General features: G+C 58.2%; 12 protein-coding genes. 7 read left to right on the forward strand and 5 right to left on the reverse strand.

Annotated elements, in window-relative coordinates:
• The 3 genes from tssB to J3U88_RS21595 are packed head-to-tail and all read right to left on the reverse strand — an operon-like array spanning window position 1 to window position 4,618.
• Window positions 1–498, reverse strand: coding sequence for a type VI secretion system contractile sheath small subunit (gene tssB, locus J3U88_RS21585; RefSeq protein WP_207861055.1), 498 nt, complete (start codon window positions 496–498; stop codon window positions 1–3).
• 36 nt (window positions 499–534) lie between these two features.
• The gene (locus tag J3U88_RS21590) at window positions 535–2,319 is read right to left on the reverse strand and encodes a PKD domain-containing protein (RefSeq protein ID WP_207861056.1); all 1,785 of its coding nucleotides are present in this window, start codon (window positions 2,317–2,319) and stop codon (window positions 535–537) included.
• Between the two features lie 28 nt (window positions 2,320–2,347).
• The gene (locus J3U88_RS21595) at window positions 2,348–4,618 is read right to left on the reverse strand and encodes a secretin N-terminal domain-containing protein (protein ID WP_207861057.1); all 2,271 of its coding nucleotides are present in this window, start codon (window positions 4,616–4,618) and stop codon (window positions 2,348–2,350) included.
• An 883-nt stretch (window positions 4,619–5,501) separates the two neighbouring features.
• Here J3U88_RS21595 and J3U88_RS21600 point away from each other — a divergent pair.
• The 3 genes from J3U88_RS21600 (at window position 5,502) to J3U88_RS21610 (ending at window position 8,997) form a co-directional block, all read left to right on the forward strand.
• Complete coding sequence (locus J3U88_RS21600; RefSeq protein ID WP_207861058.1) at window positions 5,502–6,980, forward strand: sigma-54-dependent transcriptional regulator; 1,479 nt, start codon at window positions 5,502–5,504, stop codon at window positions 6,978–6,980.
• A 155-nt stretch (window positions 6,981–7,135) separates the two neighbouring features.
• Window positions 7,136–8,485, forward strand: a complete 1,350-nt coding sequence (locus tag J3U88_RS21605) for an AAA family ATPase (protein ID WP_207861059.1) — start codon at window positions 7,136–7,138, stop codon at window positions 8,483–8,485.
• Complete coding sequence (locus J3U88_RS21610) at window positions 8,482–8,997, forward strand: hypothetical protein (RefSeq protein WP_207861060.1); 516 nt, start codon at window positions 8,482–8,484, stop codon at window positions 8,995–8,997. Before J3U88_RS21605 ends, J3U88_RS21610 begins: the two co-directional genes overlap by 4 nt.
• 196 nt (window positions 8,998–9,193) lie before the next feature.
• Here the strand turns inward: J3U88_RS21610 and J3U88_RS21615 are convergent, their stop codons facing one another.
• Window positions 9,194–9,937, reverse strand: coding sequence for an inorganic pyrophosphatase (locus J3U88_RS21615; RefSeq protein ID WP_207861061.1), 744 nt, complete (start codon window positions 9,935–9,937; stop codon window positions 9,194–9,196).
• 594 nt (window positions 9,938–10,531) lie between these two features.
• Here J3U88_RS21615 and J3U88_RS21620 point away from each other — a divergent pair.
• The 4 genes from J3U88_RS21620 (at window position 10,532) to J3U88_RS21635 (ending at window position 24,331) form a co-directional block, all read left to right on the forward strand.
• Complete coding sequence (locus tag J3U88_RS21620) at window positions 10,532–13,828, forward strand: carboxypeptidase-like regulatory domain-containing protein (RefSeq protein ID WP_207861062.1); 3,297 nt, start codon at window positions 10,532–10,534, stop codon at window positions 13,826–13,828.
• Window positions 13,829–14,360: 532 nt separating this feature from the next.
• Window positions 14,361–19,538, forward strand: a complete 5,178-nt coding sequence (locus tag J3U88_RS21625) for a LamG-like jellyroll fold domain-containing protein (protein WP_207861063.1) — start codon at window positions 14,361–14,363, stop codon at window positions 19,536–19,538.
• A 339-nt stretch (window positions 19,539–19,877) separates the two neighbouring features.
• Window positions 19,878–23,288 (forward strand): hypothetical protein, encoded by a 3,411-nt coding sequence (locus J3U88_RS21630; protein ID WP_207861064.1) that lies wholly within the window; start codon window positions 19,878–19,880, stop codon window positions 23,286–23,288.
• Window positions 23,289–23,425: 137 nt separating this feature from the next.
• Entirely contained in the window at window positions 23,426–24,331 is a 906-nt protein-coding gene (locus J3U88_RS21635) for a hypothetical protein (protein ID WP_207861065.1), read from the forward strand.
• On the opposite strand, the gene J3U88_RS21640 is transcribed toward J3U88_RS21635, so the two are convergent.
• A complete protein-coding gene (locus J3U88_RS21640) occupies window positions 24,323–24,694 on the reverse strand; it encodes a hypothetical protein (RefSeq protein ID WP_207861066.1) in 372 nt (123 codons plus the stop codon). The two genes, J3U88_RS21635 and J3U88_RS21640, sit on opposite strands and share 9 nt — an antisense overlap.
• Window positions 24,695–25,079: the final 385 nt, after the last annotated feature.

Below are 25,079 nucleotides of genomic sequence, written 5' to 3' on the forward strand. Positions count from 1 at the left end.
TCACTCATGGTTGCCTCCCAATTCATCTTTCAATTTGCCAACACTGGTCGTGTTGTTGATGACCTCTTGCAGCAGGCCGTCCAGTTCCTCGTTGCCGTCTAGCTTCGAGATCAAATCTTTGAGTTTGGTGCGGGTTTCCAACAACTCGCGCAAGGGTTCGATTTGGTTCACCACGCGGGTCGGGTTGAAGTCCTCGAGTTCTTTGAACTGGAGCTTGACCTCGAAGCGGCCGTCGCCCGTAAGCTTGTTGGCGACACGAAAGTTCAGGCTCGGCTCAGCGGAACGCATGACCTTGTTAAAATTTTCACCGTCGATTTCGGTGAACTTGCGTTGCTTGAGGGAGGGCAGTTCCTTGTTGCCGTCGCCGGAAAGGTCGGCCAGGACACCCGCCACGAAGGGCAGTTCCTTGGATTCCGTGTTGTCACCGACCTCGACGTCGTAGGTAATGTGGACACGCGGTGCGCGTAAATTGTCCAATTTGTGTTGGGTATTGCTCATAGCATTCTCCTTGGGGTGGGTTGAATAAGTTGTGGGTTATTCGATGATGCGGACGACTTGGGCCGAGGTGTCGCGGACCCCGTATTCATCGATGATGGTGAGACGAACCGAGTATTCGCCGGCCTCGAAATAGGTGTGGGTTGTTTCAACGCCAACGCCTGGCTGACCGTCGCCGAAGTTCCATTCGTAGGTTTCGATGCGCGATTCCTCGGAGGTCGAAGCACGGGCGCTGAAGCGAAGGGTGGTTCCAGCTTTCACCTCAATTTCCGGTTCAAAACCGAAACTCGCGCGGGGTGGTTGCCGATGGGTAACAGCCAGGGTCGTGGTCGCATAATCAACCGCCCCGCGACTGTCGCGAACCATCACTCGGGCGAGGTAAACCCCTTGTTCCGTGTAGCTATGGCTCAGGGTTGGCGTGTTTTGCGTACGGCGGCTGCTGCCGTCGCCAAAGTCGAAGGAATAGGTGGTCAGCGCATCGCCGTCGGGGTCGCTGGATTCGGATGCATCGAAGGAAACCGGCTCGCCGGGACGGAAGACCTCACCGGCCGCCTTCAGCGCCGCAACCGGTGCTTTGTTGCCCGCAACCGTCACCTTGGCCGTGGTGGAGGTGCGCGCGCCCAGGTCGTCCTCAACCGTGAGCGTGGCCGTGTATTCTCCCGCGCCGGGGTACACCCGGCTGACCTGCACGCCTTCTTCCTGGAAACCGTCGCCGAAAAGCCAGCGGTAGGCCACAATCTCGCCGTCGCTATCGCCGCTGCGTTCCCCGTTAAAAATAACCTCCTCGCCGTCGCGAGGATCCGTCGGAGAGACCGTGATGACCGCGGTGGGTGCGACGTTGGGTTCAGGTGGTTCGACCGTAACCGTTTTGGTGGCCGTCACCGCCGCGCCCAGCGCGTCGGTCATGGTCAGGGTGGCCGCATAGGTTCCCGGCCGGGTGTAAGTGTGTTCGACGCTCAGCCCTTTGGCCGCGGCAGAGTTGTCGCCAAAGCGCCATTCCATTTGCCCCGGATCGAGGGGACGGCTGTCGTCTGGATCGGACGAAGCCGCGCCGTTAAACACCACCGTTTGGCCGATCTCCGCCGTTGCGTGCGAAACATGGATCTCGGGTTTGGGGTTTTGGTTGGGGGTGATCGTGATCAGCTTGTCGTCGATCACCAGGTCGCGAACGCGGAAGGTCAAACCGATTTCTTCGGGATGTTGCTGTTGCGCGGGCACCGTCAACGTCTGGTTAACCCAGCCGTCCAAATCCGTCTTCTGTGCGCTCCGCCCCGGGGCCAGGCTTCCGTAAGATACTGACATGATGACGGTTTCCCCGGGAAGGGGTAGGTTGTTTTCGCCGATGACCCGCACGCGGATGTCGACCGTGCCGCCGGCCGCCGTGAGGTTGGTGGGGCTGTAACTGATATAAGGTTCGCCGAGGGGCACCACGCTGTCGATCACCGAAACCGTTTCGCTCGCATCCGAGCCTCCGGGTGTCCGCCCCGCCGTGAGGGTGACCGAGCCGATGCGTTCGTCGCTGCGGAAGTAGACCTCGGCCGTGCCGTCCGTGAGGGTGACTTTCTCCGGCAGGCTGCCGCGGTCCGCGCCCAACCAAATCGTGGTGCCGTCGTAGGCCGGTTGGCCGTCGACCATGGCACGAACCAACACACGGGTCGTATCACCGTTGTTTTTGAGGGTGTTGGGCACCGCCGAAAGCGACAGGGACGCTTCCGAATCGAGCACCGGCGCGCCGCTCCCGCAGCTCACCAGGAGCATGCCCGCGCCGACCAGTTGCGGCAAGAGAAGACGGCGTCGCGCCGGGGTAAAAAATGGGTTTTTCATGGGTTACCTCGTGGTTGGGAAATGCAGGTTAGGGCGTCTGTTCCGGTAAGGGTTCGGGAATCGTTGTGCGCGGTTCCGGTTTGGGTGCGAGGGCGCGCAGTTTCGCCAACTTGGCCGCTTTTTTGGCCTCGCGTTTGGCCCGTCGCGCCGCGCGCCGTTCCTCGCGGTTCATCTTGCGAACCTCGCTGATACGGGGGTCCATCACACGCGGATCGTCAACGTATTCAGGGCTTTGCTCACCGCCGTAGTAGATGTGCGGGGTGATGTAAATAACCATTTCGTCCAAGGTCGTGGCCCAGGTGCGGTCCCGAAACAGCTTGCCCAGCAGCGGCAACTTGCTAATGCCCGGCAGGCTCTTTTCGTCGCGGTCGCGGGTGTTTACCGTCAAGCCGCCGAGTACAATGGTTTCGCCGTTGCGCAAGCGGACCGAGGAGCGCATGGTGTTGACATCAATCGGCGGCGGCACATTGTCCGTCACCGAGCCGTCGAAGGAGTTGAACTCGGTGTAGATTTCAATGGTGGCCGTGTCTTTGCCCATCACCCAAGGCCGGATCTGGAGCAGGGTCACGGCGTTAACCGCTTCGACTTTTTCCGTGGTGCGAACGCGGGGGTTCTCGTCGCCGACCATCTCCTCCGTTTTAATGCGGTAGTGCAAGGTCGCACCGAGCTCCATCGTGGCCTCGTGGCCGCTGAGCGCCGCGATTTTCGGTTGGGTCACCACCCGGACCAATTTGTCGTTTTCCATCAACTTCAATTTCAGTTTGAAATCGGAGGGCAAGCGCATGATGCGGAAGTTGCCACCCGCCTCGCGGAAACCGTTGATTTCCACATTCGCATTGGGAAAGATTTGGTTTTCGCCGTTGCTGAGGTCCAAGCCCACGTTCAGCTTTTCTTCGTCTTTGAACTCGACCACCACCACTTCCAACAGCACTTGCGGCACCGTTTGGTCCAGTTGGGCGACCACCTCGGCGACCGTGGCGACCTGGGTCGGGTGCCCGGTTATCAAGAGGCTGTTGGTTTCCTTGACCGCCACCATTTCGACCTTGCTCAGCAGGCTCTCCGGGATCATGGAGGGGATCAGCCCCACGTGGATCTTCTCGAAGCGCACGATGCGGGTTTCGTTGAGGACGACCGAATCTTCGCCGCCGATCACATGAACCCCGTCGCGACGGTGGTAGCGGTAGGGCGTGTCGGCCACGAGCAGCGGCAGCAAGGTTTCCAGGGTGACACCCTTGAGATCGACACTCACCGAACCTTCCAGACCGTCGGAGATCATGATCGGGAACGCGCCTTCCGCGGCCAAGGCGTGCAACACCTCGGCCAAAGGTTTGTGTTCAAACCAGATATCAATCAACCCTCGGTTCACCCGAACACCGGGAACCCGGCCGATGAAAAAGATGTTGTTTTGCTGTTTGACGCCGAACTGGTTGGCGCGCATCAGCTCGGTTAAAGCCTCCGCAAAAGGCAGGGCGGCCAAGGTGCCGTGGACGCGTTTGTCGGTGAGTGCGCTAACCGAATCATCGAGGAACACGTTTTTTCCCGTGACCGCGATCAGTTGATCGGCGAAATCGCGCGGGGTCATGCCGTCGAGAGCGACCGCCAGCGTATCGCCCGCGGGATCGTAGCGCAGGTCGTTGACCTGTTTGGGTTTGGGATTCGGTCGCACGTAGACAAAGGAACCGATCCGTTCGCAACTAATCGGGTACAGGTGGACCAGCATGTTCAGCAACTGGTTCATGCCTGTCCGTGGATCGGTAATGTCGAGGTCGAGCTGGATATCGATGCTTCCGTCGACCACCAGGTTCAATTTCTGTTCGCGGGCCAAGGTGCGCAGGTAACCGACCAGGTCGTGGTTGTGGGTGATGACGCGGCCAAGGAGCACATCGGGTTCGAAGAAAGGGGTGTGGGCCTCGGATAAGGTGGTTTGCGGCGGTTCCGGTTGGACGGCTTCCACCGGCTCATCGGTTTTAACCGGCTCCGGCTCGGACGCTGTTTCGGATCGCGTTTCTGGTTTGGATGCTTGTTTCGGTTCTTGTTTTGGTTCTTGTTTTGGTTCTTGGTTGGCCTCGGCGGCCGTGGTTTGGGATGGGGCGGCCGCGGAACCTTGATCAGATGGTGTGGATTGGGGTTCAGCCTGAGCCGCGTTTTCTCGAGCAGGCTCAGGTTGTGCCGCCGCGGCGGGCGGGCTGGTGGTTTCCACCGATTTCGCGGCAGGCTGTTCACCCTCCCGACGATCAGATGCATTCGCTGGAATAGTAAGGAAACCGATCAGCAACACTGTTACCAACAGCGTGAACACACTATGTTTTCTTATATAAGCAGCGTGCATAATTCCTCGGTTGCCACCCAATTTCGGCCAGACGACGCCCATACCGCCTGAAGCGGCTTGGTTAAGCTAAGTGTTTGACTTTGATCATGTTCTTAGTCGACGACAGGAATTAAAAGTCCTGCCGATTCTCGTGACGAACACGCTTTACGAAAGTGCCTTAATTATTTAAGGCTAAGGAGCCTTGGGTAAGGCGTGTACCGCATCGTTGCGGTTACTATCCCCATTAGCAACGGCAATGCCACTTTTTAAAAGCAAGTAAAAAATAAAAACCTAAACCACTCCTATAAAACAAGTTGCCTCGCTAAAAGTCGTTTTAACGGTCCGCAACATGTCGCCACGCCGGGCCCCGTAGCCGCCGCCGATGTCACCGGTGAAGTTTCACCTGATAACTCGCCCGGATACACCTCACCCGGGACACTCCCCTCTCACCCAGAATTTTCGGTTCTCAGAACGCCACATCCCTCCACCCAATTAAAAACCCAAGTGGAACTTTTTCAACCAAGCCCGTTTCTTCGCAAAATAATGCGTTTTTTGAGCACCATCGCTCGCTTCATGAATCTGGCTCGGCTAAAATGGCACCAATGATAAAGAGGGAGCAAACCTGCATTCCCATCTTGATTCAGGCCCCCGTACTTTTAATGAATCGAGCAGGTCCCCAGCTTTTGACGCCGTTTGGGTTCGACAATTCAGGGAAACCCGTCCTACCTCCCCCGTTTCCCACGTCACCGAACATGCCCGATCTCAAGCCGACCGCCCGCCCGGATAGTCCGGTCCCCGTCCGTTTTGCCGTTGCCTCGAGCAGCTTTTCCCCGCGATACCCGGACCATTTTGTTTTGATAAAGGACGTGATGCCATGAGCGTATTCAATAAAAAGGCGCTTAAAGCCTCAAAAACCGCCGACGCCAAACCCAAAAACCACACCATCCTGGTGGTTGACGACGAACCGTCCAACGTCATGATTTTGGAGCAGTTACTCCAAAAAGAACACCAGGTCCTCACCGCCCACGACGGCCGTGCCGCGCTCGACCTACTCAAAGAATTGCCCGAACCCCAGCGCGTCCATCTCATCATTACCGACCAACGCATGCCGCGTATGTCCGGCCTCGATTTCCTGCGCGAGGCCAAACACATCGTGCCCCAAGCCAAACGCATTATCCTGACCGGTTACACCGATTTTGAGGTGGTCGTCCAGGCCATTAACCAGGAGCAGGTCTTCCGGTTCATGATGAAACCCTTTGACCGCAATGAATTGCGCGAAGCCGTCAGTTCCGCGCTCGAAGCCTACCGCGCCGGCATGCAGCCGGATCGCGGCATCGGCTACATCGTCGGCCAACACCCCAAGCTGCTGCACGCCATGGAAATGGTGAACAAGGTCGCCGACGCCGATTCACCCGTGCTCGTGCTTGGCGAAACCGGGACCGGCAAAGAACTCGTAGGCCGCGCGTTGTACGAACACAGCTCACGTTGCAGCAAGCCTTATGTTGTATTGCACTGTTCCGCGTTACCCGAAACGCTGTTCGAATCGGAACTGTTTGGCCATAAACGCGGCGCCTTCACGGGGGCGACCAGCGACCGGCTCGGCCGCATCGCCCAGGCCGACGGCGGCACGCTTTTTATTGACGAGGTCGCCGAAATCCCCATGGTGGTCCAAGCCAAGCTCCTGCGTTTCCTGCAGTTTGGTGAATTCCAACGGGTCGGTTCCGACCGCGTCGAATCCGTCGACGTACGCGTTATTTCGGCCACCCACCAAAACATCCCGCAAATGATTGAAGCCGGCACCTTCCGCCGCGACCTCTACTACCGGCTCAACGTGGTGGAAATCAACCTGCCCCCGCTGCGCGAGCGCAAAAGCGACATCCCGATTTTGGCCGAATACTTTTTGAAAAAGCACTGGAAACGCCGCGGCGAAGGCCGCCTCGCCTCCGACACGCTTAAAATTCTGGAATCCTATGATTTCCCTGGCAATGTTCGCGAGTTGAGCCACATCATCGAGCGCTGCTGCCTGCTCAGCGAAAGCGCGGTCATCGGTCCCAACCTCCTACCGCCTGCGGTATTGGTCGCCTACGGCAAAAGCCTCAGCGGTGTTGAAACAACCACCATCGAGGAAGCGGCGGAGAAGCAGGCGATCCATTTCGAAACCCTCAACAACGAGGTCCTAAAACGGGTGCGCGAGGAAGCGCGCCAACGCGCGGCAGACGAGGTCGAAAAACAATTTTTGGCCATTCTCATGGAAGAAAACGCACAAAACGTCTCAGCCGCGGCACGCGAGGCCGACATGCAACGCAGCTACCTCCACCGCCTCCTCAGCAAGCACGGCTTCAAAACCAGTTAAACGGGCACCTGATTCCTCCGATCTCTTCGCGCCGGCTTCCCCTGCAAGTGGTCACGATGAAATGTGGCCCAATCATCTAATGATGAATGGGAACGCTTGCCCACAATGCGTGCATGGGGCTAGAATCCGGTAAGTCTTCACACCATGAGGCATTTATGAGGATCCAGAAACTCCAACTTTCTGAAGTCGGCCCTTTTCAAGGACTGGATTTAACCTTTCCAAAATGTGGCGATAAAGAACACGCCGAAGTTCATATCTTCACAGGCCCCAATGGATGCGGCAAAACAACCCTTTTGTATGCCTTGGCCGCCGCTTTTGATTTTGACTACGAACTCGAACGGAGATTTTGGCTGAATGGTACACATCCACACCTACGCGCGATTTTGGATCATCCCAAATCATCAGATGAAAGCGCTTCCCAAGGTACCAACCAAGTCTACTTAGGGATTCCCGATGAGGCGATGAGAAAAACGGTTACTTCAGAAGATATAATGAAGTTTCAGCGCCGAAATGAAACAAACCTTTTCCGAATCCCTGTAATTGATCGTTTCTCCCAACTTTTTAAGCACCAAAGACGACGTAATAGTAACCCCGAACCAGACACAGATTGGGCCGCTTTTTCTTATGCCGGCCGCTATGCCACCTTACCCGAGCCTTATATTCAAGGCCTGGAAGAGCTCGAAATCGGCCCACTTCAAGGCGCTTTGGACTTTCAACAGAAACCGGAAGAATTGCTAAAGTGGATCGCACTCACCGCCTCTAAAGCGGCTATTGAACAAAGCAACGGGAATTTCCAACAAGCCGAGCGCTTCAGAAAACCGATTAGGCAATTAGAACGCGCTCTGGAGATCATGCTGGAAGAGGATGTAAAAATTAAACTCCAAACATCACCATTTATTGTGGCGCTTTTGGTAAATGGTCGAAGTCTGGAGGTCGGCATTCTACCCGACGGCATCAAATCCTTTTTAGGCTGGCTGGGCGACCTCGTCAGTCGTTTGGACCGCGTTAAATGGGAAAAACCAGGCGATATTCTTTCGCAAAATTTTATTCTTTTTCTTGATGAAATTGCCATCCACATGCATCCATCTTGGCAACGCAAAGTGTTGCGGGTTGTGCAACAACTCTTCCCTAACGCCCAAATTTTTTGCTCTACCCATTCCCCATTTGTTGTGAACTCCGTTGACAATGCAACCGTCCACCAATTTCGCATCCAAAACGGGCTTTCCATCCTGGTCGATTCAACAACGACCAGTGAAGGCGTTAGTGTCGACCGTGTCTTGCGATATACCTTCGATATTGATGCGCGGTTCGGAAAAACCGTTGAGGATCAGCTTGACCAATTTTCCAAGCTCAGGGATGACATACTGCAAGGTGATCACGGGAAACTGGATGCGTTAACCGCTTTGGCTGCATCCCTAGTGGAAACCGGGCCGGAAATCAAACAGATCGTCGCTTTTGAAATCAATCAGTTGTCTCGCATCCTTCAGCAGGACATCACCCTATGATGCCCATGAAACGAGACGCCGCCCCCGAGGTTTTGGCTAAAGCCGAAACCTATCGCGATGCGTATCTCAAACGGTTAAACGATTACGCCGCTTTACCCAAGGCAGAACAAAAAAAGAAACAAAAGCCCAAATTCCAATGGCCGAAAGTTCGCAAGGAACCCATCAACAAAGCGAATTCAGCGCACCTTGTCGCACTTACCCACAATCACTGTAACTATTGCGACGGCCACCCACTTGCCGCTACCTCGCGACGCACCCTTGATCATTTCAAAGTAAGGAACACTATCCCGAGGAGGCTTTTTCCTGGGAAAACCTCTTCCTCTGTTGCGACCAATGCCAAGAGGCGAAAGGCACCGATTACTCTGAGCGGTTACTCAAACCCGATGTCCAGGGTTATCAGTTCCACACATATTTTTTATTTGACCCACGAACGGGCAAAATTGAGATCAACCCCAGCGCCTCGTTACCTGACCAGCAACGAGCCCGGGAAACCATCAAAACCTTGGGTCTGAACGACGCGGAAGGTATTCGAGCCGGCCACCGCCGTCAAATCTTTGAACAAATGATCCATAACGAGGATTACCCACCGGAATCTTTGCCCTACCGCTTCATCTTCCTCTAACAGCCTGGTAGAAACCGAGTAAAAGAACAAACGGCCGTCGCCCCACTAGGGATGACGGCCGTATCAATTTAAATGAGCGGTCGGGATTAAACGGACGGTTTGTCGACGACGTCTTTGCTGGACATGTCGAACCAGGGGCCACGCAGCATCTTGGTCAACATGCCTTTGATGTGGCTAAAGTACTCCGTGTAATCTTCTTGGCTGCGTTTGATGACCTCAAAGGCCTCCTCGCGGCTGTAGATCTCGGGGATCTCAACGATGCGGTTGTTGCTCTGGTCGGTCAGGTAGTCCGGCGCTTCTTTGTACGTCAGGAAGTAGTGACGCAAGCGGTCGAGCAACGGCTTAGGCAAATCGTCGATGTCGCGCATGTGCCCGTACAAACGGTCGTCCTTCATCACGGCCACGATCTTTTCGTCGGCCTCGTTGCCGTCCAGCATGCGCAAGCCGCCGATGGGAATCGCCTGCAAGAAGAAGTTGCCATGGTTGATGTTCTTTTCCGTCAAGACGCAGATGTCCAGCGGATCGTGGTCACCCACGATGTCGTTGCGGCCCAGCGCCTCGTTACAACGGTCGGCAACCTTCTCGGCGCAGTAAGTTTGCGGTACCAACCCGTACAGCGTGGGGCAAATGTTGGAGTACTTCTGCGGACGATCAACTTTTAAGTGACCGGTCACCTTGTCCAATTCGTACTTGATGGTGTCGTTGGAAACCATCTCCACGTAGCAGGTGATCATCTCGGGCGACTCAGGCCCGATGGTCACGCCGTGCCAAGGGTGTTGCTGAAACAATTGGCCCATCATATCCCAAATAGGATCGGTCGGTATCATCATGGTATGTCCTTCAAACGATTGAATAGTGAAACCTTGTTGCGGCAATCGGCAAAAGCTTCTTCGGCGGCCTGAACGATTCGTTTGGCGGACGTCACTCGGGTTTTTGGGGAACCACCGTTCCGAACCTGGTCGAAAGGGTCGCACCCACGCGTCACGCCCCAACCCTTCAGGTCAAAGCTGCAAGCGCCGCGGTAGGCTCCCCCGCTCGTCGACGCGGGGTAAACCAGACCTGATTGGGGCCATTTATAACATTGATTCAAGGCAAAACGGGCGATAAGCTTGGCGGTTTTTTGCCACAAACGGACATAAAAAAATGACGGTGCGCGTGCATTCCGGTCGGGAAATCCACCGCGATTCACACAAACCTCACGGCGGCAGCTACTTGAAAAAAAACCGCTGTCGCTGGTTTTTGGCGGAAGCAGGTTCACCAACGCGCGGCGGGCCCGTCGCCGGCTCAGCACTTTTTTGTGAACAGAAGGCCTTTTCTCTACATGGTGAAATCCACCTTGGGACCCAGCCCCATTTTGCCAAAACCGGTTCGCCACCTTTAATTCATACCCGCCTATTCACTGAACCCCAGCTAGGAGCTTGTTTATGTTTCGTGTTGCCGCTCTCTTTTTTTTCGCCTCTTTCCCGCTTTGGGCCGGCAGTTTATCCGGCACGGTCACCGACGCCGCGGGCAACCCCATCGAACGGGTTTACGTGAAGGTCTTTGACCCGGTCGGGCTGTGCACCATGGCCTACGTGGCCCCGGATATCACCGGAACCTATCATGTTCCTGATTTACCCGACGGGGATTACTACGTGGCCTACGACGGCGACACCGTGCTCACCCGCTTCGTCGGCAACCAAAACGGTTTTACCCTTGCCGATGCGCGCCTGATCACCATCGCGGGCGACAGGGTGCTCAACATCACCCCAAAACGCGGCGGGACCCTCACCACGCGCGTTTACCTCACCGATACCTCGGAAAACGACGTCCTCGTCCGATTGGTCGATCCGGTGACCCTTCAGGCGGTCCGCCCGGCATCAAGCAGCAACAGCCTGGCTGCCCGCCTCACCAACGGGGAGGCCACCCTAAGCGGCGTTGATCCGGGTGATTACCTGATCGGCCTTTCCTATAAATCCTCGCCGTTTAACCACGGTGCGCCGGTATATTTTTATCCGGGCACCACGGATCCCGCCAACGCGGATCGGATCAGGATCACCGAGGGCGCCAACGTATCCGGTTTCGACATCTTTTTCAACGCCAAGATCTTGGGAACCCTGACCTTGACCTACAACGACGATGCCGAACCCCTGCCGACGGGCGCGGGTGTGCTTGGCACGGTAACCCTGATCGAACGCGGTGGTCGCACCTTCCAATTTCGGCCCCAAACCTCACAGACGACCCACTATCTGCCAAAAGGTGAATACCGCCTGGGCTCCTTCTCCACGGGCGCCTTCCACAACCTGGTCCACCCGGAACCCATCTGGGTCTTTCCCGGCACCAACACCCCCGTCACCCTTAACATACATCCAGGAAATAAGTTACGCGGATTGGTCACGCTGCCGCCAGGGGTGTTTGAGGGGGAATTGATCATGGTGGCCCGCGACGCCGAGACGCGCGCATGGGTCGGTACCGATTTGATCGAGGTGACTTTTGAAGAACCGGCCCCCTATGAAATTAAGGGTTTGCGCGATGGTCAATACGTTCTCGAGGCTTTGCCGATGCCGCCGACCAACGACGGTTACGCCGCCACCTACTTTGGCGGCACCTCCGCCGGCACGGCCACGGTTCTTTCGTTGCAAGGGAACCAAACCCGCGAGGGCGTGGACCTCTTGCTCGCGCCAGGCGGTGAAATCCGCGGGAGCGTGCGTTTAGAAAACGGGACCATTCCGCGCATCAACAAAATTGCCGCGATCAACCGCGACAACGGCGAACAATTCTTCGGCAGCCTCGATTCAAGTGACGGTACCTATCGCATTGACGGCTTGCACGAGGGTCTTTTTGATATTGCGATTGACCCCGAAATTCCCGCCACGGTTGGGCTTGGCGAACTCTTGTTCTGGACCCTCAATTTCGGCTGCCTTAACGCGGGCGTCACCTACTATGCCGACGCGGAAACCCCAGCCGCCGCAACACCGGTCGCACTTGCCGCGGGCGCGTTACGAACCGACATCGACCTGCACCCAAGGGCCGGCGGTTGGCTTTCCGGCGACCTCAAATCGGCGGATTGCAGCGCTGCAACGCAAAACGAGGTCGTTGCCGTTTTCGACGGGGAGCGGCTCCTCAAGGTGGTTTTTGCGTTGGGCGGTACCTTCTTTATCGGCGGCTTGCCGAGCGGAAGCTACACCCTCAAATCCCTTAATTACACCACCTTGGTCGATTTCGAAACCGACCCCAACAGCTTGGCGAACGCCCACTTCCTGACCATGCTCGAGCGCTACGGGGACACCTATCCCGAGCAAGTAACGGTTGAAGCGGGCGCGGGCCAATCCATCGGCGCGTGGTGCCTCAATCGCACCCTGCAAGGTAACCGCATCGAAACCGATGCGGCAACGTCCAAGCTGCTTTACGCGTGGATCTCCAACAACGCGTCCTTCGAAAGCCTGTTGCTTGCCAACAACCCCGGCCAAACCGAGGCGGTCGTCACCCTGACCGCCACCCGCGGCGAAGGGGAAACCGCAACCGCCACCCGCACCATCCCGGCACGGGGTTTTATGCGCGCTTCAGCCGCCGATCTGTTTCCCGATTTGGCCTCGGGCTACAGCGTGGTGCTGCGTAGCGAACAACGCCATCTGCGCGGGAGCTGGGTAACTTATAACCGGCAAAGCGGCAGCGGTTCCGGCCAAAGCCCGTCCCTCGCCAACGCCATCGACCTGAACGCGACCGACAACGCGGCGCTGGGTCAAGAGGTGGCCTTCGGCTTCCTGCCCTCTAGCGAGGGTTTTCTCTCGGCCCCGGTTTTGGTGAATGTGGGCCTCGATCCCAGCGACGTTACCCTCACCCTGTTCGACACCGCCGGCAACGCCATCGGCAGCAGGGTGCTTCACGCCGTGCAACCCTACGTCCCCATTGCACAGATTGCGAGCGACTTGTTAACAGTCCCGCAAGACGCGGTCATGATCGCCACGGCGCACAACGGACGCTTAACCGGCGTGAACTTTGTGTTTAACGAGGCCCGTGAATCGGCCATGGCCAACGTGACCCGCGTGGACCGCGGCCGCACCGGGCCGCAAACCTTGCTTTACCCCTGGGTCTCCCATAATGTCGGCGCATTCGAAAGCGTCATCGTGGCGGCCAACACGGGCACCACCGCGGTCAGGGTCGTCCTGACCGCACGCCGCGAGGGCGGCGTTTCCCAAGCGGTGACGCGAACCATCCCGGCCGGCGGGTTCCTGCGCGAGGCGGCGGGTTCCTTGTTTACCGAACTGGGTTCCGGTCCCGGCTACAGCGTCACGCTGGAAGCACCCACCGGCGGCCTGATCGGTTCCTGGGTCACCGCCAACACGGCGGTCGGCCAATCGCCCAGCCAAGGTGTGGCGGTGGATCCGGCCCGCGCCGGCGGGCGCGCGAGCGGGCGGTTGCTTTACGGCTTCCTGCCCAACAGCAACGGCTTCATCGCGGCCCCGGTTTTCCTCCACACCGGTGAAACGGCGGTGGATCTCACCTTGCGATTCTTCGACGCGGCCGGAAATGAGGTAGCGCCCGGTACGGTGCTGCGTGGCACGCACCCCTGGGAACCGACGGCACGAACCCTCACCGAGCTGGTCGGCGCCGGTCAAGGCGATGTGAGCCTGGTGGTTGAAGCCGCGGACGGACGCCTGCTGACCGGGGTCGTTTTCGTGTTTAACGAGGCGGGCGAGCCGGCCATCGCCAATGCAAGCACGGCGGACCCGGTACCCTAAGCCGACCGAGCCGTCCTTAGCTCCTGACCCAACCAACGGTAGCGTTTCACTCGGTTTTCGTGGAAACCGCGTGAAACGCACCGCGGTTGCTTTCCACCACCGCGCCAATTCGAACCAAACCCAACGCGCTTCCAGGCGGGTCGCCCCCCTCCTGGAGGCAAATTCAACGGCTCGCAACCCATGCCGACGCCCCTAACAAGCGAACCAGGCAAACCATCGCCGCAACTAAATAAAAGAAGTGACCGGTTTTTTGCAAAAAGAGGACGTGAACTGGAGAAGGCAGGCGGGCGCCTTCTTCACGAACCCATAGCATTCGATTCTCGCGTCTCACCGGAACGGTACGATCTCAATTTATCTTTTTTCGGCCGCATTCCCTACCTCTATTGGACCCCTACCGGATTCGAACATCGCTTGCGGTTACCCATTCATCCAACCCCATGGCCTCCCAACATGGGTCCGAAACAGGCAACGCCATGCGCCGACCGTCTTTAGCAAAGACGCCGTGCATACAAAGTTGCGAGAGGTTTTTATTATGAAATGTAACACCCTTTTCCTCCGACTCGTCCTGGCGGCGATGTCGGTATGCCTGCCGCCGATTGCATCGGCCAATCCCGGTGTCAATCCCGATCCCGTTCCCGATCCCACGCTGTTCTCACCAAGCACCATCACGGACGCGCGCCTGTTGTATATTCCGTTTGAAGATGACACCACCGACGGCTTGGGGTTTCAACCCCCGGGCCCTGTCCCGTCTATTAAATACGGATCGACCAACGACTTTGAATTTACCGACTGCGGCGGCATCAAGGGCAACGCCCTGAAACTCTATACCGGGCCCTTCCCCGCCTACTCGCCGGGGAACCTGATCGAAATCGAGGCGGGCACCATCAGTTTCTGGCTGAAGGACGATGCATGGGCCGTCAACGACGAGGACCCGGAAGATGTCTTTCTCATCGACACCGACTACCGACGCTTTTTTCAGTTCGGAAATAACCTGGCTCAAGGCGTTATTGTCCTCAACAAAAGTGCCGGACTCGACCCCCTGACACCCGTGCGGATCACCGCGCAAAACACCTTCAACGAGGATCAAATCTTTTTCGTCGACACCTTGGTCCAGGATTGGCAGATTGGCCAATGGAACCACGTCGCCATGACCTGGAACGGGGGCCTGGTCAGCCTTTACCTAAACGGCACACTCGCCGGCCGAACCCAGCTCCCTACCGACGACCTTCTCCCTGTTTTATCCGACACCCTGGTGTTCGGGAACCCTTGGAATCCTTCGATCGCCGGGGACACGCTCATGGACGAAGTCTATATTTTTGATCGCGCGCTGAGCAGTGACGAAATCGCCCTTCTGAATGCCACACCCGACTTAACCCAACTAACGGCCGATTACACCTCTGATCAACTGGAAGTGACCCAGCTTTACCACCATCCGAGCGAAGATTTTGTCCACCTCGAAGGTTTTCTACCTTTTGTGCCTACCGACGATAACAGCGGCTTTTCCCTGGAACTCAGCTTCACCGATCCCACTGAAGAAACGCCCGTCAAATGCATCACCTACAGCGCCGCGCAAGGGAACACCTTCAGGGTTAGGGAACCCGTCACCGAGTTGGTTGTTGATACGACCTACGATCTTAGAATCGATTTGGTAAGGGGCGGTACAACGGTTGCTTCCCAAACCTTTTCCATCAAAAAGAAACCCGTACCGGCGTGGTCGGGCAATAACCTCGGCCGCACCGGCGAGGTTCCTCAACCCTGGACCGGCGTGACTTTCTCGAACAATCCCCTTAACCAAGCTTCCGTTTGGGGACGTCAGTACCAGTTTGGCGACAACCTACAGCCCAGCCAAATCACCGCATTAGGCACCGACCTACTCGCCGGCTCCATGACGCTGTTGCTCGACAACCAGCCGGCGACGGTAACTTCATCCAACTGGACCCAAACCTCGCCAAAAGCAGCAACCCTGACCCTGGACGGCACCTTCCCCGGCAATGTCCAGCTCACCCAATCCTGGGAAATCGCCTACGACGGCCTGGCCTATTGTCGGTTAACCGTCTCCGGCAACGGGAATCAGAGCTTCGACAACCTGCTTCTGCGCATTCCCATTCGCCGCGAGATTGCCGAGGTCGGTTATTCCTTGATGGAAGGCAGAGCCCCCGACATGATCGGCCCCATTGTTGATCAGCTCATCCACTTGGATGCCGCCCAAAAACCCTCGATCTGGATCGGAAACCAAAAGGTCGGTCTGTACTGGTTTGCCGAAACGGTCCGGGATTGGCCGGTAAGCAGCAACGACGGCCTGGTGTACCTGGACGCACGCGGCGTCGGGGGTGACGTCTATCTGGAAATCACCCTCGCCAACCAAAACTTTGATCTGAGCGAACCGCTTGAACTGGCATTCGGCATTCAGGCCACCCCGGTCAAACCACGCGATCCGCTTAGCCGGGAAACCTTGTCACCATTGCATCACAACAATTCTAACTGGCATATCAACAACTACTTCAACCGGCTGAATCCGTTGGAATCGGGCTGGGAGGATTGGTTTGAGCGGCATCAGGATCGTCCCCTGATGTACATGAACCTGCACTACCTGTGGCCGGGTACCCAGGATTTAGAAGGTTATGCCGCCGAATGGATCTCGGGTGCCTCCTTCACGGGCGGGTATCGGCACGATGCTCCGGCCAATACCCGCATCTCAACAACCCTTGCTTCAACGTCTTACCAAAACTACCTGCTGTGGCAGATTAAATCGCTTTTTGACAATCATCCTCGGCTTGCGGAGGCCGTCGGCGGCCTCTACCTCGACACCGCCGATTCCGGTTTCACCCTTAACCGCGAAATCGGTATTGCCCAGCCGGCCCGTGACGGGTTCCTTTCCGGCGAATATTCGGTATTTGCCAACCGCGAATTCCGAGAACGCTTAACACTCATGTTGGCGGAACACTACCCGCACATGGTGGTCAAATACCACAACACCGGTTTCCCTGAGCCGCCGCTCGCCGGCTTTGCTGATTTCTTTCTGGACGGCGAATCCATCGGGGATTTCAAGGCCCAACTCGAGACCGACTTTCATTACCAAAACCTCCCTTGGTTCGACCACGGTCCCATGACGGCCATGTATATCGCTTCCCAGGGCGGTGCCCCGGTATTTATTCCCGAGATCTCGCGCCTCGCCGCGCACGGGGGTCTAAACGCAGCTCAAACCAACCAGAAAGTCTTCGGCGACCCCGGTATCGGTCCCGCCGAGCACATCGTCGGCATGAGCCTGGTTCACGACATCCGGCTCTGGGATGACCACATCCACCGCATGCCCTTGGCCAGGGCCGGTCAGATCATGGTCCGCTTCGGCCATGATCGCTTCACCGAACACCTTCCCTGGGGCGCTGATCTGCCCGTCACACTCGCCGATCCCAACGCGGAAACACCCTTGATTTGGTCCGTCTACCGGCGACCGGGTAAGGCGTTGCTGGTGATCATGAACAACGAAGAAACGGCTGAAGAAGTCTGCCTCAACCTGGATCTCGCGGAACTCGGTTTGTCCGATGGGGTTGATCAAGCCCTGGACCTTTATCGCGACATCTCCGTTTCGGTTTCCGCCTGGGACCCACTTGCCGGACCGCCTGAACCAGGTGGTGATCCCGTTGGTGAAATGGTGTGCTCAACCTGGACCGGTGCAACCCATTACGTACCCCTTGATCCCGGTTCCGGCCCGGGCCAAAAGAGCCTCATGGTTGAGGTTCCCGCCCACAACTTCCTCGCGCTTGAGGTAAAGGAACCGAACACCTTTGACACGGAAACCGTTTTGAATCTGGGGATGGAATGGTCAAGTGTGAACGAAAGCCTGGACCTTTCGGCATACGAAAACCATGCAACAGCGTCAAGAATCCATCCCGCCATAGGAAAATTCACCGGCGGTGTGCAATTCCACGCAACCTCGGATATGTATGTGAACAAGGAAGCGGGTGATTTCGCCGACCCCAGCCTGTTTTTTGGCCGCGATTCATACACTGTCTCCAGTTGGATCAAAACCACCCAGACCCGTGCCCCCGGCATCATCGGTCGCGGATTCCCCAACCATTCGGAGCCGGACCTCGCCGGTTGGGTGCTCGCCCTCGACGGCGACGGGCAGCCCACGCTTCGCCTCAAGAGCGGCCCAACCACGGTAGGGCTTACCGTCCCCGAGATCGCGAACGACGGCGCTTGGCACCAGTTGACCGCGGTTATTGACCGCCAAGCTGGAGAAGTGCGGCTCTATCTGGACGGCGCTAACGAAGTCACCGCCCCGATTCCCGCGGCGGAACTGACGCCCCGTTTCGACCAATCCGACCAACCCCTGGTCATTGGTGATTGGCCCGGTCAAACGGAACGCGAATTCATCGGTGTGCTTGATGACATTCGCATCATTCGCAAAGCGCTTTCCGCGGATCAAATCGCCAATGACTTCGCCCTGGCCGCCCGCTGGGATTTTGAAGGTGCGACGCTCACTGACACCTCCGGCCACGCCGTCCCGACTACCGTTCAGGGCGCCGTCACCCCGGTGGCGGGCGTGAGCGGTCAAGCAGGGGCGTTCGACGGCGCGACCTTTGCGGAAATCGACAGCACCCACCTTCAATTCGCGTCGGGATCCTTTTCGGTTTCCGGTTTCTTCAAAACCTCGCCAAACAGTGATTCTAGGGGCATCATCCGTTCAGGTTACCACCCCGAAAACGATACCCAAAACGGCTGGAGCCTGGGCGTGGCCAACAATTTTCTGGTGTTCCTCGCACGCTCGGGCGGCATTCAGACCCAATTGAACCACGACCAAATCGTTGGAAACGATGACTGGCATCATGCCGTGGCGGTGGTTGATCGGACGTCGGCGGAATTCCGGCTGTACCTCAACGGCGAACGGGTCGACCAACAACCCATTCCCGCGGGAACCGTCGATTTCGACAACGCCGAACCGGGCGCCGTCGGCGCCGCCATGTTCAGCAACGCGCTCACCCCATTCATCGGCGCCCTCGACCAAATCGAGGTGCGCAAAACAGCCCTCACCGACGACGACGTTCAGCGGCTCTACGGCCGGGTCGGTCGCTGGCGGCCGGGAACAGAAGAACGGGTGGAGGACCTTTCGGGTTACGCCAACCACGGCCTGGTCCGCGGCCATGTGCCCCAGCCCACAAATTGCACAAATGGTTCGGTAACGCAATTCGAAGGCGCCACCGCCGTTGAACTCGAACAAAGCGCAAGCCTCGCATTCGGCGAAGACGCCTTCCGCACCAACACCACCTTGGCCATTCAACTGGGAACGGGGGAACCCGACCAAGACTTGGGCGTGGTCGGTCGCGGAACACCTTGGTCCAGCACCCCCGGGGTGCGCGGCTGGTTGGTCGGTATCTCGCAATTCGGCCTGCAGCCGTTTTTCCAAGTGCGCGACGGCAACACCACAACCACTGTCTTTGCCGGGGTATCCATGGCGCGGGGCACAACCTACCGCGTTGAAGCTGGCCTGAACCGCTTCACCCATCAGATATGGATCGAGCTGTTTAGCCAGGACGGGGTGTCTCTCGTCCGAAGGGTCGAGGACCTTGCACCGGGTTTTGGAAGCGTGGACACCGACACGGCCGTTACCCTTGGCCGCTACGGCGATTTTCCCGATTTGGATTTCATCGGTGAAATCCAAGAAGTCGTCATCGACCGCGGTCCCCTCGCCTTGCAAACCGACAAATGAGGAAAAGGGGTCGTCATCATGGCGGCCCCGCCCCTTGCGTCCCTTTACAACCGATCATCCGCGGCCGGGGTTCCGGCACGGTGAACCCCGCCGCAAACAACAAAACCACAACCCTGCAAAAAATTTCCTGAGCCGGCGACGTGACCGGGAGATGGGGATCACCTTTGCTAACTTTTTGATAAATATAAGGAAATCGGTAAATTACTACCAAACGCCTCCAAAAAATTAAAGTGTGGCGGCTGGTTTATACGAAAAGTTACAATGTGGAAAAATCCCCTACCCCACTCGCAAATTTTTGGTTACTTTGACACAGCCGCAACCCGGCTCAGGAGTTTTTGCATGCTTCGTTGGTCCTCGTTCCTTCTCTGTTTTTTCGCACCGCTTTGGGCGGGCAGTCTCACCGGCATCGTCAGCGACGGTAACGGCAGCCCCGCCCGCGACGTCAGCGTCATCCTCTACGATGTTGAACTGGTTTGCGCGGCCGGTTTCGGCCTCACCAACAGCAGCGGCGCCTACACGGTTAACGATGTTCCCGACGGCGAATACTACGTGCTTTACTCCGGTCAAAATGTTCTCACCCGTTACGCGGGCAACGCCGCCGGCCGCGATTTGGCCGACGCCCAACGCGTGGCGGTGAGCGGTTCTTCCACCTTCAGCTTCAGCGCCCGCTCCGGCGCAAGCCTCAGTGGTCGTGTCACCGTTACCGGCGGCAGCTTGGACCGCGCCTCCCTCCAACTGGTCGATCCCGTCACCTTGGTACCTGTATTCAGCCTCTCCGCCGAGGATGCAAGCAACGCAATCTCCTCAGACGGCTCATTCAGCTTAAACCAAGTCAATCCTGGCTGTTACCTGGTTGGGGTCGGCTACGATTTAGCAGGGACCGGCGACACCTATCCGGTGATCTATTATCCCAATGCCGCGAATCCCGCCGACGCGACGCGCGTGGAAGTCGCCGCCGGCGACGCCCGTTCGGGGCTCGACATCAATGTTGATCTCAGTCGGCTCGGCACGCTTGAAGTTCAAATCAACGGCAGCCTCGGCGGCACCGATCCCTTTGTTTCCGTGGTTGAACGCGACGGCCGCGTCTTTTCCCAAAGTGCAAGCGAGACCGGCCCCACCCGTCTGCTGCTGCCGCCGGGGGAATACCGCGTCGGTGCCTCCTTCGGAAATACCTATCGCGAAACCGTCAACACCGGATCGGTGAATGTCACCGCGGGCGCCACCACTAACGAAACGCTTAATCCCGTCGAAGGCAACCGCATTCGCGGCAACATTACCCTCCCCGCCAACATCTTTTCCACCAGCGCGGAGGTCCAGGTTCGCGACGCGACCACTGGGACCAACATCGCCCAAACCTTCTTCTCACCCATACCCGGCGCGCCCGTCCCCTACGAGGTAAGCGGTTTGCCCGACGGTACTTTTGTCGTCCGGGTCGTCCCCGGTAGCAGTTTCGGCGGCGCGCCCCTGCCCAGCTTTGCGCGCACCTACCACGGCGATGTCGGCAGCGCCGCCAATGCAACCCGCGTTTCCCTAAGCGGCGGGCAAACCGCCGACGGCGTCGACATCAACCCCACCGCCGGCGGCAGCATCAGCGGCAGCCTGGTCGGTGAGAACGGCACCATTGCCGGCACTCTGGTTGCCGTCAACGCGATTGACAGCAACAGCGGCGAACGCTTTGAAGGAACCTTCAGCTCGGTTCTGGGTACCTACACCGTCAACGGCCTGCCAGGTGGTAATTATGTCGTGGCCGTCAACCCCGAAATCGGCGCATCGGAGCAATTTGAAGCGGTTACCGGGTTGGTCTTTAACACCGGTTTGTCCGGCTGTACCAACCTCGCCACGAGCTTCCACCCCAACGCGTCGACCCAAGCCGGCGCCAACGTGCTGAATCTTCCCGCCGGCGCGTCCTTAACCGGCATCAATGTCGCGGTCGGACCGGGCGGCATCATTTCCGGAACCATTAAAGATGCGAACTGCGATTGCATCGTGCAAAACAACCTGGTCGCGGCCTACAACAGCGACAACGGCTTGGCCGCGGTCGGCTTCTCCCTCGGCGGCCAATTCCAAATCGGCGGCATGCCCAGCGGCAATTACACCTTGCGTACCGTCAGCTTCGCGCCGCCACTTGATTTTGATAGCGATGTCACTTCCATCGGCACCCTCAATTTCCGCGAATTCATCGAACAATTCGGCGAAGCCTACCCCACCACCGTCGCGGTCGGCGGCGGCACCATCACCACCATCGACGACTGGTGCATCAGCAACAGCGCAACCGGCGGTAGTGACGGCGGCGACGGCGGCGACGGCGGTGACGGCGGCGATGGCGGCGACGGCGGTGACGGCGGCGATGGCGGCGACGGCGGTGACGGCGGCGATGGCGGTGACGGCGGCAACGCCCCCAGCGACCTGCTCTATTCTTGGATCTCCAACAACGACCTGTTCGAAAGTATTTTGATCGTCAACAATCCCGGCGCGAGCGCCGCCAATGTCACGCTAAACGCCACCCGCGGCAACGGCGAAACGGCAAGTGCGACCCGCACCATCCCGGCGCGCGGCTTTTTGCGCGAATCCGCGGCGCAACTGTTCCCCAACCTCGGCTCCGGTTACACCGTGCGCCTTAGCGGCGACCAAGCCGGCCTGCGCGGGCGTTGGGTCACCAACAACCTGCAAAGCACAAGCGGCACCGGGCAAAGCCCCTCCCAAGCCGTGGCCGTGGACCTCAACAACACCACGACCAACGACACCGTTGGTCAAGAAGTGGTCTTCGGGTTCCTACCCTCCACCGACGGCTTCATTTCGGCCCCGGTTGTGGTGAACGTGGGCGACACCGCCACCGACATCACCCTTAACTTTTACGACCAAAGCGGCAACCGCATCGGCAACACGCTGGTGACCAATGTCGCGCCCAACGTGCCCGTCGCCCGAGTCGCGAGCGATTTGCTCGACACCGTCGCGGACGCGTACATGATCGCCACCGCCGCAAACGGGTCGCTCACCGGGGTGAACTTCGTGTTTAACGAGGCGCGCGAATCGGCCATGGGCAACGTCACCCGCCTCAACCGCACCGACAGCGGCGCCAAAAACCTAATCTACCCCTGGGTCTCCAACAACGTCGGCCAATTCGAAAGCCTGGTCGTGGCCGCCAACTACGGTGCGGCGCCCGCCACCGTCTCGCTCACCGCGCGGCGCGAGGGCGGCGAAAGCCAAACGGTGCAGCGCACCATCCCCGCCAATGGGTTCCTGCGGGAAGACGCGGGCACCCTTTTTGACGCGCTGGGCTCCGGCAGCGGCTACACCGTGGAACTCACCGCGAACACCAGCTTGCTAAACGGCCTGTGGGTCACCTTTAACACCGCGCGCGGCAAATCGCCCAGCCAAGGCGTCGCCGTCGACCTATTGACCGCCAACAGCCGCAAAGGCCGCCAAATCCTTTACGGGTTCCTGCCCAACACCGGCGGCTTTATCTCCGCCCCGGTGTTTGTCAACACCGGCAACGACGCCGTCGCCATCAACCTCAGCTTTTTCGACGCCGCCGGTAACCCGGTCCAACAGGGCGCCGTCATCAACGGGGCCGCGAGCAAGGAACCCGTCGCCCGCGTTTTGGAATCGCTCGTCGGCGCCGTGGACGGCGACCTGACCGTCATCGCCGAGGCCGCTGACGGGCGCGACCTCACCGGCGTGGTCTTTGTCTTTAACGGCGCCCAGGAGCCTGCCATCGGCAACGCGACCGCGGCGACCCTAAGCCCCTAAACCCAAGCGAAGCGGCCTGCTCTCAGATTATTGGGAACAGGCCGCCCAATCCCCGGGTACCATGCCGCCAAATCCAAAAGGGCCGCCGGCATCATCGCGTCGCTCCGACTAAATACTGCCAAAACAGGAAACACCTCGTGAAAGAACGCATCAGCCGGTTCGACCACTTGGACCGCGAGGAACTTGTCCTCAAGCTTGAAGCATTGGAAACCGAACTGGCGCCTTATGCGGAGATCGAGGTGGAACGCGCCCGTTTGGAGGCGGAGGAAAGGGCGCTACGCCAAAAACGCGACGCGGCCTTGGCTGAGGCGGCACGACCCGCCGCGACCGAGAAGCCGCAACCAACCTTTTTGTCCCGTTTCAAAGGGCTGTTTGGGGGTTCGGCGACCCCGCCGGAACCCGCGTCGGCCGAGGCTGATTCCGGGCAAATCGAACAGCGCTTGGCGGACGTTCGCGCCCGTATTGCATCCGTGCAGGAAAAAAGGGACCTATCGGGCGCGCGTGCCGAACTGGAAGCACTGGTTTTGCTATGCCGCGCCAAGATCGACCACATCGATCAAATCGCCGCGGCGACGGTGTTGCGCGACCACCACATCGCCATCGCCGAGCACCATCAAAACCGCCAATACGCCGAGCTGGGTTTGGAGGCCGCGCGGGCCTGCCTACGGGCGGCGGATGAAATGGTGGATTTGGCAGAACGGGAGGCGGCCAATCCCCTCCCCGACCCGATTCGTTTCGAACGGGAGAACCGGCTGATCGCGGTCAACCTGGCCGGGCACCATTTGCACGTGCAACAAATCGCCGATCGCTTGGGGATCGATACCCAACTCCCCGCGGATCTCAAACTAGAAGACGAAGCACCGGGCGGTGACGCGGTGACGGCCATGATCGAAGGGGGTGCCGCTTCGGCGGCGGCCGATCCATTAACAGCGGTACGTCGGCGTTATCCCGTCATCATTGAAGCATTTACCGCGGCCGGCAACCACCACGCGGAGGCCGCGAAACAGCGACAGGCCGTGGTCGATCAGTTCGAATCACGCTGAAAAACAGGTGGTTTTGCGGTATTCACCGACGGCAATCGCTTTGGTGAGGCGATCTTGCCAAACGTGAACCGAAACCGCCAGGATGGTTTTACAACCGCCACATTGGGCCGCACCTTCGCTGACACAATGACCGTCCGCGGGCCGGCCACCCATTTCGAAAGGAACACCTTCGCGCCAGGCAAGGGTTTCGCCCAGTCGGTAGCCATCACCGTTGGGGCGCCCGAACGGCAGGGCAACCGCCGCCTCGGAAATCATCCAGCATTGGGGACATTGCAATTCACAGTGCAACTTATTAAAACGACGGGTCGACGTTTCGGCGCTTTCCTGAGCATCGACCGGTACCACAACCATCATTTCCAACATTGTCGTTATCCTGTTTCATCTCAAAAATTGATCGGTCGCCCGAGGGGCCTAGTTTCTGAAGTACGCCGGGTGAGCGAAAAAAAGGCGCAAAAGAAACAACAAGGGTGTCGGCCAAAAAGCCGGAAAAGGGTTTCGGTCGCACACCATTTCCCTTTCAAAGTTTCACATTTTTCGTTTTTACGCAATAACTCTGATTACCCAAACCGGAATTATCTCCGTTTAAACAGCCAACTGTGAATAAAGCGACATCCAAGACAGCAAGATTGGGATACGTAATCTTCGTGAATTCCCTCGCTCTTGCCATTTGCCAAAAAAACGCGTCAGTCACATCAAGATCCCATGCCGGTACCGGCTTTACAAGTGGCCGGAAAGGAAATGTGCCATT

Origin of the sequence: Acanthopleuribacter pedis (assembly GCF_017377855.1) — a bacterium.
Classification (GTDB): Bacteria; Acidobacteriota; Holophagae; order Acanthopleuribacterales; family Acanthopleuribacteraceae; genus Acanthopleuribacter; species Acanthopleuribacter pedis.

Bases quoted from the DNA above. Each gene is read 5' to 3' on its own strand.
- tssB (WP_207861055.1), bottom strand. From the start codon at position 498: ATGAGCAATACCCAACACAAATTGGACAATTTACGCGCACCGCGTGTC.
- J3U88_RS21590 (WP_207861056.1), bottom strand. From the start codon at position 2,319: ATGAAAAACCCATTTTTTACCCCGGCGCGACGCCGTCTTCTCTTGCCG.
- J3U88_RS21600 (WP_207861058.1), top strand. From the start codon at position 5,502: ATGAGCGTATTCAATAAAAAGGCGCTTAAAGCCTCAAAAACCGCCGAC.
- J3U88_RS21605 (WP_207861059.1), top strand. From the start codon at position 7,136: ATGAGGATCCAGAAACTCCAACTTTCTGAAGTCGGCCCTTTTCAAGGA.
- J3U88_RS21610 (WP_207861060.1), top strand. From the start codon at position 8,482: ATGATGCCCATGAAACGAGACGCCGCCCCCGAGGTTTTGGCTAAAGCC.
- J3U88_RS21615 (WP_207861061.1), bottom strand. From the start codon at position 9,937: ATGATGATACCGACCGATCCTATTTGGGATATGATGGGCCAATTGTTT.
- J3U88_RS21620 (WP_207861062.1), top strand. From the start codon at position 10,532: ATGTTTCGTGTTGCCGCTCTCTTTTTTTTCGCCTCTTTCCCGCTTTGG.
- J3U88_RS21625 (WP_207861063.1), top strand. From the start codon at position 14,361: ATGAAATGTAACACCCTTTTCCTCCGACTCGTCCTGGCGGCGATGTCG.
- J3U88_RS21630 (WP_207861064.1), top strand. From the start codon at position 19,878: ATGCTTCGTTGGTCCTCGTTCCTTCTCTGTTTTTTCGCACCGCTTTGG.
- J3U88_RS21640 (WP_207861066.1), bottom strand. From the start codon at position 24,694: ATGTTGGAAATGATGGTTGTGGTACCGGTCGATGCTCAGGAAAGCGCC.